We start from the raw sequence: 12,352 nt of genomic DNA on the forward strand, positions 1-12,352 counted from the left end.
GCCGCCTTCCGCCGATCGGGAGTGGGGCTGGGCGCGTACGGCGCTCTTCCCAGGGAAACCCCCGGACGGACCAGCGGCAAGGCGAATTGTCCAGTTTGTCAATATGTGGGACGGGGTCCCGGGTGCCCGGCCGCATCGGCCACCCGGAACGCGGTGCCCGTCGTCGTTACAGCGCGCCCAGTTCGGTGACCAGGTCGTCCAGGCCGAGCGAGCCCTGGGAGAGCGCCGCCATGTGCCACGCCTTGAGGTCGAACTCCGCGCCGCGCGCCTCGGCCGCCGCCCGGGCCTCGGCCCGGCCGCGCAGCCAGGCCCGCTCGCCCAGCTTGTAGCCGATCGCCTGGCCGGGCAGGCCCAGGTAGCGCACCAGCTCGCTGTCCAGGAAGTCCGCGGACAGGCCGCAGTAGGCGCCGAAGAACTCCCGGGCCCGCTCGGGCCGCATCGGCTCGCCGGGGGCGAACGGCGAGTCGGCCGGGAAGTCCAGCTCGGCGTGCATGCCGATGTCGACGATCACCCGCAGCGCCCGCATCATCTGGGCGTTCAGGTAGCCGAGGCGGTGGCCCGGGTCGGTCAGGTAGCCGAGCTCGTCCATCAGGCGCTCGGCGTACAGCGCCCAGCCCTCCATGTTGGCGCTGACCCCGCCCAGGGTGACCTGGTAGGTGGAGAGCCGGTCGGCGACGTACGTCCACTGCGCGAGCTGCAGGTGGTGGCCCGGGACGCCCTCGTGGTACCAGGTGGAGACCAGGTCCCACTCGGGGAACGCCTCCCGGCCCAGGGTGGGCAGCCAGGTCCGGCCGGGGCGGGAGAAGTCCAGCGAGGGCTGGGTGTAGTAGGGAGCGGCGGCGCTGCCGGGCGGGGCGATCCGGGACTCCACCTTCAGCAGCGGCTCGGCCAGGTCGAAGTGCACGCCCTGGAGGTCGTCGATCGCCCGGTCCATCAGGCCCTGCAGGTACTCCTGCACCTGCTGCTCGCCGCGGATCGCCGGGCCGTCGGTCTCCAGCCACTTCATGGCCTGCATCGGGGTCGCGCCCGGGCGGACCTTCTCCGCCTCGGCCCGCATCTGGGCGTCCAGTTCGTGGAACTGCTCCCAGGCCCAGCGGTACGCCTCGTCCAGGTCGAGTTCGGCGCCCGTCCAGTACCGCACCCAGCGGGTGTAGCGCTCGCGGCCGACCGCGTCCGGGGTGCCCTTCGCGGCGGGGGCGTACGCGTCGCGCATCCAGTCGCGCAGGTCGGCGAGGGCGGCGGTGGCCTCGACCGCGGTGGCGGTCAGCTGCTCGCGCAGGTGCGCGGGGGCGGCGGCGACCAGTTCGCCGAACCAGCCGCCGGGGGTCTCGCCGTCGATCCACTCGCCGAACTGGCCGACCACCGTCTCCACCTGGCGCGGCGCCGACAGCAGGCCGCGCCGGACGCCCTCCTCCAGGCTCTGCCGGTACTGGGCCGTCACCAGCGGGAAGCGGGCCAGCCGGCGGCCCAGCCGCTGCCAGTCCTCGTCGGTGTCGGTGGGCAGCAGGGTGAACATCTCGCGGGTGTTGTGCACCGGCGAGCCCAGGTTGCGGACGCTGCGGTAGCCCTCGCCCGCGTCGTGCACGGCCAGTTCGGCGGTCAGCCGCTCGCGCAGCAGCCGGGCGCAGCGGCGTTCGGCCTCGTCCTCGACCGGGCCGGCGGCCTCCAGCTCGTCGAGCGCGGCGAGGGTGCGGCGGGCCAGGTCGGCGGTGGCTTCGATGCCTTCGGAGGAGAGGTCGGGCAGCCGGTCGTCCTCCGGGTTGAGGCCGAGGTACACCGCGGTCAGCGGGTCGGCGTCGGCGAGCGCGTGGACGTAGGAGTCGGCGAGTCGGCGCGGGGTGGGGCCGCTCGGGTGAGGGTCGTTCAGTTCATGAGCCATCCGGCCATCCTGTCGTAGCCGCAGGCGAATTCAACCCCTGTCAGGTATTGGCGTCGTCACCCCCGGGCCGGTCCGTCACCCCCGCACCGGGGCGAGCCGCCGGACGCTGCGCCACGGGTCCCAGGTCGGCCGGCCCCGGGTGATCGGGTAGAACGCCAGGCCGATCAGCACCGAGCAGAAGTGCCCCAGGTCGGTGAACGTGTGCGAGACCAGCAGCGGCACCAGGTAGAAGGCGACCAGCCCGCAGCCGTACACCCAGCGCCACGCCCCGGCCAGCGCGTACGTCAGCACGCCCTCGACCCCGGCCAGCGCGTAGGACACCCCGACGTCCACCGTGGTCGACATGTTCAGCGGCAGCACGTGGTGGTTGACGCCCCAGGCGACCACGCCCTCGCTGACGAACGTGGCCAGCACGTGCGCGGTCAGCGCGACCGTCAGCCAGCGGCGGGTGCCCAGCCAGCGCTCGGCCGGCACGTGGAAGACGTGGAACACCGCGAAGTAGAACAGGAAGTTCGCCTGCTCGGTCCAGATCAGGCTGGCCAGCAGGGCGTGCACCGGGTGCGAGGAGAGCTGGTGGATGTTGGTGGAGCGCTTCTCCAGGAAGTAGTCCAGCGCCGCCGGGTCCATCCGGGCCACCACGAAGCTGGTCAGCGCCAGCAGCAGCAGCCACACGTACGTCCCCGGGGACTTCCCGATCCACCGCCCCACCGCCCGCACCCACCGCACCGGCCGCTCCTCGCCGCGACGTGACCCGAGACCTGTTCCCAGTCTGCGACCCCGTCCGGGGCCCCGCCCGGCGGGAACCCGCCGGTCGCGGGCGTGCGGAGGGGGTGCGCGGGGCCGCCCGAGGTCTACCCTGGCACGCATGGCAGCGACCCCCTCCCCCGTCGAGGAGCCCGTCGACGACTCCCCCGCCGCGGAGCGCCCCCGCCGCGCCGCCTACCGGCGACTGCCCGTCCAGCAACGGCGCGAGCAGCTCATCGCCGTCGCCCTCGAACTCTTCGCCGCCCGGCCGCCCGAGGAGGTCTCGCTCGACGACGTCGCCGAGGCCGCGGGGGCCTCCCGGCCGCTGGTCTACCGCTACTTCGCGGGCGGCAAGCAGCAGTTGTACGAGGCGGCGCTGCGCAGCGCCGCGTCCGAGCTCACCACCCGGTTCACCGTCCGGACCACCGACGGCACCCCGACCCAGCAGCTCGGCGCCGTCCTGCACGGCTACTTCGACTTCGTCGGCGAGCACGCCGCCGGGTACGGCGCGCTGCTGCGCGGCGGCTCGGTCGTCGAGACCGCGCGCACCTCGGCGATCGTCGACGACGTCCGCCGGGCGGCGCTCCGGCGCACCCTGCGCCACCTCGGCGTCCGGGAGGCCGGACCGCGGCTGACCCTGCTGGTGCGCTCCTGGATCTCGGTGGTCGAGGCGTCCGCGATCAGCTGGCTGGACGAGGGGCGGCAGATCCCGGCCGACTCGCTCTGCGCCTGGCTGGTCGACCAGTTCGTGGTGATGGCGGCGGCCACCGCCGTCCGCGACGCCCAGACCGCGCAGGCGCTGCACGGCTGGCTCCAGCTGGAGACGGCCGACAGCCCGGCGGGGGTGCTCATCTCGCGTCTGCGCGACCTGGGGCTCTAGCCGGAACCAGGGACTCCCTAGGCCTGGCCGAGGGTGGTCTCCTGGCGGCCGAGGCCGGTGACTTCCAGGGCCACCTTGTCGCCGGCCCGGAGGAACGGGGTGCCGGGGCGGCCGAGGGTGACGCCGGCGGGGGTGCCGGTGATGACGATGTCGCCGGGGTCGAGGCGCATGAAGTGGGTGAGGTAGCGGACGGTCTCGTGCACCGGGAAGATCATCTCCGCGGTGGTGCCGTCCTGGCGGAGCTCGCCGTTGACCCACAGCCGCAGGTCGAGGGCCTGCGGGTCGCCGAGTTCGTCGGGGGTGACCAGCCAGGGGCCGAGCGGGGTGAAGGTCTCGGCGGACTTGCCCTTGTCCCACTGGCCGCCGCGGTCGAACTGGAAGGCGCGCTCGGTGACGTCGTTGACGGCGGCGTAGCCCGCGATGATCGCGGCGGCGTCGGCCGGGGTGTCCAGGTAGCGGCCGGTGCGGCCGATGACGACGGCGAGTTCGACCTCGTAGTCGGTCTTCTCGCTGCCGCGCGGGACGAGCACCTGGTCGTTCGGGCCGACCAGGGTGTTGACGGGCTTGAGGAAGACCACCGGCTCGGCCGGGATCGCGGCGCCCGCCTCGGCCGCGTGGTCGCGGTAGTTGAGGCCGATGCCGACGATCTTGCCGGGGCGGGCGACCGGCGGGCCGATCCGCTCGCCGGTGAGGTCGGTGACCGGGAGCGCGGCGAGGTCGAGCGCCGCCGGGTCGAGGGCCGCGAGGAAGGCGCCGTCCAGGTCGGGGGTGAGCGGGCGGAGGTCGCGGGCGGTGCCGTCGGGGGCGAGTACGACCGGTCGTTCTGCGCCCGCAGGGCCCACGCGGAGGAGCTTCACTGCCTGTCACCACCTGTTTCGTCTCGGGGGCGGGTCGTCCCCTGCCCCGGGACATCGAGGTATACCAGGGGTGATCGCCTGCGGAACAGTGGTGCCGGTTCGGCGAATTCCTCCCAATCGGAGGAATCCGGGCGCGGGGCGAATCGGTGCCCCGCACCCTTGACAGCCGCCGCCGGCCTGCGGTCAGGTCTCCTGCTGCGGGTGGTACTCGGCCTCCTCGACCCCGAACGTCCAGGCGACGCCGGCCCGCGCGGTGCGGGTGCCGGGCGGGACCCGCAGGTAGTAGGTGCGGTGGGTGCCGTCCGGCTCGGGGGTGGAGTTGAGCACCTCGACCATCACCACCGGCTCGTCGTTCGGGAGCTGGATCCGCCAGAGCGTGCCGGTCCCGTCGCGGTGCAGCGGTTCGGCGCCGGACTCGGCGAGGTAGCGGTCGTAGCCGAAGTGCTCCAGCATGACGCGGCGCAGTTCGGCGTTCTCCTCGCCGCGGATCCGCTCGGGGGTGAGGCCGGTGAGCCGGTCGAGGAAGTCGGCCGGGACGGGCATGCCGCGCCTGGCGTGCAGCGCGAAGCCGTCGGCGTAGGCGAGCGCGGGGCCGTCGGCGCGGTCGAGCCGGCCGGCCTCGTCGCGGTGCAGGGCGGTGGGGCGCTCGCTGAGCAGCACGGTGCGCTCGTAGGGCCACCACCAGCCGGTCTGCCGGGCGGCGCCGGCCAGGGCGGCGAGGGCCGCGTCGCCGGTGCCGGCGGTGTCGAAGGCGGCCAGCCAGGCGGCGTCGTGCTGGCCGGCCACCGCGTCCAGCAGGAGCAGGCGGATCCGGCCGCGCCGTTCGGCGGCGGCCTGCCGGACCGCCCGGTTCTCGGGCTTGCGGGCCTCCTGCCAGTCGTCGATCGGCTCGGGCTCGGGGGCGAAGTGGTCGAGCAGCGCGGCGCGGACCCGCTCGGCGGGCAGCGCGGTGGTGGTGGCGAGTTCGGCGCCGGTGACGGCCCACAGGGCGGCCCAGCCGGCCGGGCCGAGGGTGGCGAGGGCTGCGGTGCGGGCCCGTTCCCAGGCGGCGGTGCGCACCTGCTCGCGCACGCTCGCCCCGAACCCGTCGCGGTGCGCGAGGAGTTCGTCGAGGGCGGCGCGCGGCGAGGGGCACCAGCGGAACTCGGCGGGCTCGGCGAGCCCGGCGGCCCGGTAGGCGTCCCGGACGGCCTGTTCGGCGGTGGCCCGGTCGGCGGGGCCGGTGGCGGCGGCGACGGCCCGCCAGTGGGCCACCGAGAGGTCGGCCGGACGGCCCGTCAGCTGGCTGCTCATCAGTTCTCCGTAGTGCTGGGTCTCGGACGGGTGGCGGCGGGGGATCAGTCGGCGACGACGCGGACCGCGCCCGGCGTGTACTCGCGCTGGCGGACCACCCGGTACCAGCCGCCGGGCAGGGCGATCGCGGCGTGCTCCTCGTGGACGACCCGGCCGCCCTCCGGCAGGTGCAGCCAGGCGGCGCCGAACGGGCCGCCCTCGCGGACGAGTTCGCCCGGTCCGACCACCGCGTGGGCGTGGCCGGTGACCTCGCCGAGGGCCAGCACCAGCCGCCCGCGGGCGTCCCGGGGCTGCCGGGCGGCCTGCTCCAGGGCGGCCGGGACGGCGCTCTGCGCGACCGGAACGATCAGTACGTCACCCTGGCGGTACACGGGGCCTCCCGGCGTCGGGTCCGGCCCGCTGCCGGACGCCACGCCCCGAAAACTAGGCCGCCCCACCGACAACTCCGCGTCCCCGGGGTCCTTCGTGCGGGTGAACGTCACGGGCGGCTGGTAGACAGGTCTCGGCCCACTGCGGGCAGCAGCGACACCGAACCACCGCGGCATGAGCACGGCACCACGATCCGGAGCAACGAGGAGCAGCGCATGACCATCAACGACCACGTCGAGGAGTTCCACGGCCTCCCGGTGACCGACTTCCGGGAGGCCGAGAAGGAGGGGAAGCTCCCGGCGGCGGACGCCACCGCCTGGCGGATCGGCCTGGACTGGGACGACGAGCAGGGGTTCGCCGAGCTCTGGCAGAAGTTCCTGGACACCGTGGAGCCGGAGCGGGTCACCGCGCTGGTGCTGGGCCGCTGGTTCCCGGAGGAGCCGGAGTCGCTGTCCGAGGCGCTGCCGCTGATCCTCGCCGCCGCCGACCGGCTGCCCGCGCTGCGCGCGCTGTTCCTCGGCGACATCACCTTCGAGGAGTGCGAGATCTCCTGGATCCAGATGTGCGACATCACGCCGGTGTTCGCCGCGTTCCCGCGGCTGGAGGAGCTGGTGGTGCGCGGCGCCAGCGAGGACTACGACGACAAGGAGCGGCTCGGCCTCAAGCCGGTGCGGCACGAGAGGCTGAAGGCGCTGCGGTTCGAGTCCGGCGGCCTGCCCGCCGAGATCGTCCGCGCGGTCGGCGCCTGCGACTTCCCGGCGCTGGAGAAGCTGGAGCTGTGGCTGGGCGTCGACAACTACGGCGGCAACTGGACGATGGACGACCTGGCGCCGTTCCTGTCCGGCGCCAAGCTGCCCGCGCTGACCCACCTGGGCCTGCAGGACTCGGTGTTCCAGGACCAGATCGCCGCGCTGGTCGCCCGGGCCCCGGTGGTGCCCCGGCTGACCGGGCTGTCGCTGTCCATGGGGGCGTTCACCGACGAGGGCGCGGCCGCGCTGCTGGAGGGCCAGCCGCTGACCCACCTGAAGACCCTGGACCTGCACCACCACTACCTCACCGAGGGCATGCAGCAGCGCCTGCGGGACGCCCTGCCGGGCGTCGCGGTCGACCTCTCCGGCGCCGAGGACCCGGGCGACAACTGGCGCTACGTCGCCATCTCCGAGTAGGCGGGGCCGACGTGACGCCGCACCAGCTGGTCGTCCTGGGCTGCCCGGGGCACCGCCGGGCCGCCCTGTTCGCCGCCGCGGCCCGGGCCGCCGGCCGGCCGGAGCCCGCCGTGCTGCCCTGGTCCGCGGTGCTGCGCGGGCGGTACGGGCTGCCGCCCGGCGCGGTGGTCCGGGTCGACTCGCCCGGCGAGGACCCGGAGGCGGACCGGCTGCTGCGCGGGCCCGTCCTCGGCGCGGGCTACGCGCCGACCCGGGTCGAGGGCGGCCCGGCCTGGTACGCGGGCGTCATGGCGGCGCTGCGCGCGCTGGCCGCCCGGCCCGGGGTGCGGCTGCTCGGCGACCCGGACGAGATCGCCGCCATGTTCGACAAGCGGGCCGCGCACGCCCGGCTGGCCGCCGCCGGGGTGCCGGTGCCGCCCGCGCTGCCCGGCGGACTGCCGTCCGGGTTCGAGGAGTTGAAGGAGCGGCTGGCCGGGGCCGGGATGCGCCGGGTGTTCCTCAAGCCGGTGCACGGCTCGTCCGCGTCCGGCGTGGTGGCGCTGGAGTTCGGGCCGGGCGGGCGGGTGCAGGCCACCACCTCGGTGGAGCTCGCCCCGGACGGGCTGCACAACTCGCTCGCGGTGCGCCGCTACCGCTCCGCGGCGGAGGTCGCCGAGCTGGTCGACCGGCTCGCCCCGGAGGGGCTGCACGTCGAGCGCTGGGTCCCGAAGTCCGACCAGGGCGGCCGGGCGGCGGACCTGCGGGTGGTGGTGGTCGGCGGCCGGGCCACCCACCTGGTGGTCCGCACCAGCCGGCACCCGATGACCAACCTGCACCTCGGCGGCGGCCGCGGCCGGACCGACCTGGTCCGGGCGGCGGCCGGCCCGCACTGGCCGGAGCTGCTGGCCACCGCGGAGGCCGCCGCCCGCTGCTTCCCGCGCTCCCCGATGGTCGGCGTCGACCTGCTCCCGCACGCCCGCTGGCGGCGCGCCCTGGTCGGCGAGGTCAACGCCTTCGGCGACCTGCTCCCGAACCTGCCCGGACTGCCCGACGGGCCGGCCCCGGGCCTCGACACCTATGCCGCCCAACTGGCTTCGCCCGCCTACGCGTTGGACTCCCGCACGGCGGACGCCGTGCCGGACGCCCGGAGGACCGCCCGCTGTGATGCCTGACATGAACCGGGTCGTCGGTTCGCACGACCTGCTGCTGGTCACCCTCGACACGCTGCGCTTCGACGTCGCCGCGGAGCTGCTCGCGGCCGGCCGGCTGCCGAACCTGGCGAAGGTGCTGCCGCCCGACGGCTGGGAGCGGCGGCACTCGCCGGGCAGCTTCACGTACGCCGCGCACCAGGCGATCCTGGCCGGGTTCCTGCCGACGCCCGCCACCCCGGACGGGCCGCACCCGCGGCTGTTCGCGGCCCGGTTCGCGGGGTCGGAGACCACCGAGTCGCGGACCTGGGTGTTCGACGCGCCGGACCTGCCGACGGCGCTGGCCGCGGCCGGGTACCGGACGGTGTGCATCGGCGGGGTGGGGTTCTTCAACAAGCAGGGCCCGCTCGGCTCGGTGCTGCCGGGCCTGTTCCAGGAGAGCCACTGGGCGCCGGAGCTGGGCGTGCCGTCGCCGACCTCCTTCGAGTCGCAGGTGGCGGTGGCCGAGCGGGTGGCGGCCGAGCAGCCGCCCGGGCAGCCGCTGTTCCTGTTCGTCAACGTCTCGGCGCTGCACCAGCCGAACTGGTTCCACCTGCCGGGCGCGACCCGCGCGGACGGGGACAGCCGGGCCACCCACGCCGCCGCGCTGGAGTACGTGGACGCGCACGTGGGGCGGCTGTTCGCGGCGATGAGCGCCCGGCGGCCGTGCTTCGCGATCGTCTGCTCGGACCACGGCACCGCGTACGGCGAGGACGGGTACACCGGGCACCGGATCGGCCACGAGGTGGTCTGGACCGTCCCCTACGCGCACTTCACCCTTCCCGCCGGCCTGCCGCAGGAGTCCCGATGAGCACCGCCACCGCCGAGTCCCCGTACCAGAGCTACGTCTACGCGTACCCGCACAAGACCGCCTACCGCCCGCTGCCGGAGCGGCCGCGGCTGGCGGAGCTGTGGGAGGGCGAGAAGCAGGACGCGCTCTCGCTGTACCTGCACGTGCCGTTCTGCGAGGTGCGGTGCGGGTTCTGCAACCTGTTCACCCGGATCGGCAGCCCGGAGGGGCTGACCACCGCCTACCTGGACGCGCTGGAGCGGCAGGCCCGGCAGGTGCGGGAGGCGCTGGCGCCGGACGCCCGGTTCGCGCTGGCGGCGTTCGGCGGCGGGACGCCCACCTACCTGAGCGCGGCCGAGCTGGAACGGCTGTGCGACATCGCCGAGTTGCGGATGGGGGCGGACCTGCGGGCGGTCCCGCTCTCGGTGGAGGCCTCGCCGGACACCGCGACGGCGGACCGGCTGCGGGTGCTGGCCGAGCGCGGCACGACCCGGCTGAGCCTGGGCGTGCAGTCCTTCCTGGACGGGGAGGCGAAGGCGGCGGTGCGCCCGCAGAAGCGGGCCGCGGTGGAGGCGGCGCTGGGCCGGGTGCGGGACGCCGGGTTCCCGGTGCTGAACATCGACCTGATCTACGGCATCGACGGCCAGACGCCCGCCAGCTGGGTCGAGTCCCTGGACGCGGCGCTGGTGTGGCAGCCGGAGGAGCTGTACCTGTACCCGCTGTACGTCCGCCCGCTGACCGGCCTCGGGCGGCACGGGACCGGCCCTTCCCCGGAGTGGGACGCCCAGCGGCTGGCGCTGTACCGGGCGGGCCGCGACCACCTGCTGGCCGAGGGGTACGAGCAGGTGTCGATGCGGATGTTCCGCCGGGTCGGCGCGGCGCGCGCGAGCGCGGGCGAGTACGCCTGCCAGACCGACGGCATGGTGGGCCTGGGCTGCGGGGCCCGCTCGTACACCTCGCGGCTGCACTACTCCTTCGACTACGCGGTGGACGCCCGCGAGGTGCGCCGGATCATCGACGACTACGTGGCCGCGCCGGACTTCTCCCGGGCCGAGCTGGGCTGGGCGATGACGGCGGAGGAGACCCGGCGCCGCCACCTGGTGCAGTCGCTGCTGCAGGGCGAGGGCGTCGACCTGGCGGCCTATCGGGAGCGCTTCGGCAGCACCCCGGAGCTGGACTTCCCGACCGAGCTGGCCGGGTTCGCCGCCCGCGGCTGGCTGTCGGCGCAGGACCCGGCCCGGCTGCTGCTGAGCGCGGAGGGCCTGGCCTGGTCGGACGCGGTGGGGCCGCGGCTGTTCTCGGCCGCGGTGCGCGCCAACATGGCGGAGTACGCGGCCAAGTGAGCGAGCACCTGACCCTGCTCTACCGAGGCCCGCTGTCCTCCTGCGACTACGACTGCCCGTACTGCCCGTTCGCCAAGCGGCGCGACTCCCCGGAGCTGCTGCGGGCCGACCGGGCGGCGCTGGAGCGGTTCACCGCCTGGGCGGCCGCGTACGAGCACGGGCGGCTGTCGGTGCTGTTCACGCCGTGGGGCGAGGGGCTGGTGCGCAGCTGGTACCGGCGGGCGATGGTGGAGCTGAGCCGGCTGCCGCACCTGGAGCGGGTGGCGATCCAGACCAACGCGAGCTGCCGGACGGCCTGGCTGGCGGAGGCGGACCGCGCGAAGCTGGCGCTCTGGGTGACGTACCACCCGGGGCAGGTGACCGAAGCGCGCTTCCTCGCCAAGTGCGCCGAACTGACCGCGCTGGGCGTGCGGTTCAGCGTCGGCGTGGTCGGGCAGCCGGAGCACCTGGTGGCGGCCCGGCGGCTGCGGGCGGCGCTGCCGGCGGAGGTGTACCTGTGGGTGAACGCGGCCGACGGGCTGACGTACACCGACGCCGAGGCGGCGCGGTGGACGGAGCTGGACCCGCTGTTCGGCTACAGCCGGCACCCGCACCGCAGCGCCGGGCTGCCGTGCCGGACGGGCGAGAGCGTGGTGTCGGTGGACGGGGACGGGACGGTGCGCCGCTGCCACTTCGTCCGGCCGCCGCTGGGCAACCTGTACGACGACTCGTACCGGGCCCAACTGCGGCCGCGGGCCTGCCCGTTGGGGAGCTGCGACTGCCACATCGGGTACGTGCACCTGGAGTCGCTGCCGCTGTACGACGTGTTCGCGGGCGGCGTGCTGGAGCGCATCCCGCACGGGTGGTGAGGGATGCGCTCCGGCGGCCGCGGCGGGGGTCAGTCGGTCTTGGGCAGGCCGGGCGGGTTGATCTCGGAGGTCGGCACGGCCTCGTTGTCCAGGCCCCAGCGCTTGAGGACCTGGCTGTAGGTGCCGTTCTTGATGGCCTCGTTGATCGCCCCGTTGAGCGCCTTGACCAGGCCGTTGTCCTTCTTGGTGGTGGCGGCGATCTTGCCGAGGACGGTGTCCCCGGCGCCGGAGTAGGTGCCGATCACCTCGGTCTCGCCGGTCTGCGCGGAGTGGAAGGCGGTGGCCGGGTTGGGGCCGAGCCAGGCGTCGATCCGGCCGGAGCCGAGGGCGAGGTAGTAGTCGGAGGAGTTCTGGTAGTACTTCACGTCGACCGGCTTGAGGCCGTTCTTGACGTCCTGCTCGCTCCAGGCCAGCAGCAGCTTCTCCTGGTTGGTGCCGGAGGAGACGCCGATGGTGTGCCCGGCGACGTCGGCCGGGCCCTTGACCTTCCAGCTGCCGCCCTTCTTGGCCTCGAAGCCGAGGATGTCGAGCCGGTAGGTGGCGAAGTCGTACTTCTCCTTGCGGGCCTCGGTGACGGTGACGTTGGTGATGCCCGCGTCGTACTTGCCGCTGTCCAGGCCGACGAAGACGTTCTCCCAGGAGACCGGGTCGATCTCGACCTTCAGGCCGAGCACGTCGCCGATCAGGTACGCCAGGTCGGGCTCGGTGCCGATGACGGTCTTGTCGTCGGTGGCGTAGAACCCGAGCGGCGGGACGGTGCCGACGTTCGCCGCGACCCGGAGGGTGCCTCTTCGGCGGACCTCGTCGGGGACGAGGGCGGCGATCGCGTCGACCTTCGGGGTGGTGATCCGGTTCTGGTCCGGGGTCAGGTTGATCTTCACGCCGTTGGGCGCGGTGCCCTCCTTCTTGGCGCCGAGGTCGGCGGAGGCGTTGCCCGAGGAGCCGCAGGAGGAGAGCAGCAGGGCGGCGACGAGGGCGGCGGCGGCCGCGGCGTTGGTGCGGCGGTACACGGACATG

Annotated in this window: 12 protein-coding genes; 6 read left to right on the forward strand and 6 right to left on the reverse strand. The window is 74.5% G+C overall.

Annotation, left to right across the window (positions count from 1 at the left end):
* Positions 1 to 166: 166 nt before the first annotated feature.
* Positions 167 to 1,879 carry a DUF885 domain-containing protein gene (locus tag IH44_RS0102805; RefSeq protein WP_030457746.1) on the reverse strand — a complete coding sequence of 571 codons (1,713 nt, stop codon included), beginning with the start codon at positions 1,877 to 1,879 and terminating at the stop codon, positions 167 to 169.
* Between the two features lie 75 nt (positions 1,880 to 1,954).
* Complete coding sequence (locus IH44_RS0102810; RefSeq protein ID WP_030457747.1) at positions 1,955 to 2,605, reverse strand: rhomboid-like protein; 651 nt, start codon at positions 2,603 to 2,605, stop codon at positions 1,955 to 1,957.
* Between the two features lie 139 nt (positions 2,606 to 2,744).
* On the opposite strand from IH44_RS0102810, the gene IH44_RS0102815 reads away from it, so the two are divergent.
* Positions 2,745 to 3,503 carry a TetR/AcrR family transcriptional regulator gene (locus IH44_RS0102815; RefSeq protein ID WP_030457748.1) on the forward strand — a complete coding sequence of 253 codons (759 nt, stop codon included), beginning with the start codon at positions 2,745 to 2,747 and terminating at the stop codon, positions 3,501 to 3,503.
* 17 nt (positions 3,504 to 3,520) lie between these two features.
* On the opposite strand, the gene IH44_RS0102820 is transcribed toward IH44_RS0102815, so the two are convergent.
* The 3 genes from IH44_RS0102820 to IH44_RS0102830 form a co-directional block, all read right to left on the reverse strand.
* A complete protein-coding gene (locus IH44_RS0102820; protein WP_030457749.1) occupies positions 3,521 to 4,360 on the reverse strand; it encodes a fumarylacetoacetate hydrolase family protein in 840 nt (279 codons plus the stop codon).
* A 183-nt stretch (positions 4,361 to 4,543) separates the two neighbouring features.
* On the reverse strand, positions 4,544 to 5,653 hold the full coding sequence (locus IH44_RS0102825) for a DUF6745 domain-containing protein (RefSeq protein WP_051816482.1): 1,110 nt from the start codon (positions 5,651 to 5,653) through the stop codon (positions 4,544 to 4,546).
* A 44-nt stretch (positions 5,654 to 5,697) separates the two neighbouring features.
* Complete coding sequence (locus IH44_RS0102830; protein WP_030457751.1) at positions 5,698 to 6,024, reverse strand: hypothetical protein; 327 nt, start codon at positions 6,022 to 6,024, stop codon at positions 5,698 to 5,700.
* A gap of 213 nt (positions 6,025 to 6,237) precedes the next feature.
* Here IH44_RS0102830 and IH44_RS0102835 point away from each other — a divergent pair, with 213 nt between their 5' ends.
* The 5 genes from IH44_RS0102835 to IH44_RS0102855 are packed head-to-tail and all read left to right on the forward strand — an operon-like array spanning position 6,238 to position 11,335.
* Positions 6,238 to 7,188, forward strand: coding sequence for an STM4015 family protein (locus IH44_RS0102835; protein ID WP_030457752.1), 951 nt, complete (start codon positions 6,238 to 6,240; stop codon positions 7,186 to 7,188).
* A gap of 11 nt (positions 7,189 to 7,199) precedes the next feature.
* Complete coding sequence (locus tag IH44_RS0102840) at positions 7,200 to 8,339, forward strand: STM4014 family protein (RefSeq protein ID WP_051816483.1); 1,140 nt, start codon at positions 7,200 to 7,202, stop codon at positions 8,337 to 8,339.
* A 1-nt stretch (position 8,340) separates the two neighbouring features.
* Complete coding sequence (locus tag IH44_RS0102845) at positions 8,341 to 9,165, forward strand: STM4013/SEN3800 family hydrolase (protein WP_030457754.1); 825 nt, start codon at positions 8,341 to 8,343, stop codon at positions 9,163 to 9,165.
* Positions 9,162 to 10,487: an STM4012 family radical SAM protein gene (locus tag IH44_RS0102850; RefSeq protein ID WP_030457755.1), complete on the forward strand. Its 1,326-nt coding sequence runs from the start codon at positions 9,162 to 9,164 to the stop codon at positions 10,485 to 10,487. Before IH44_RS0102845 ends, IH44_RS0102850 begins: the two co-directional genes overlap by 4 nt.
* Positions 10,484 to 11,335, forward strand: coding sequence for an STM4011 family radical SAM protein (locus IH44_RS0102855; protein WP_030457756.1), 852 nt, complete (start codon positions 10,484 to 10,486; stop codon positions 11,333 to 11,335). Before IH44_RS0102850 ends, IH44_RS0102855 begins: the two co-directional genes overlap by 4 nt.
* A 29-nt stretch (positions 11,336 to 11,364) precedes the next feature.
* On the opposite strand, the gene IH44_RS0102860 is transcribed toward IH44_RS0102855, so the two are convergent.
* Positions 11,365 to 12,351 (reverse strand): ABC transporter substrate-binding protein, encoded by a 987-nt coding sequence (locus IH44_RS0102860; protein ID WP_030457757.1) that lies wholly within the window; start codon positions 12,349 to 12,351, stop codon positions 11,365 to 11,367.
* Position 12,352 lies beyond the last annotated feature (1 nt).

The sequence above is a fragment of the Kitasatospora sp. NRRL B-11411 genome (assembly GCF_000721345.1).
Classification (GTDB): domain Bacteria; phylum Actinomycetota; class Actinomycetes; order Streptomycetales; family Streptomycetaceae; genus Kitasatospora; species Kitasatospora cineracea.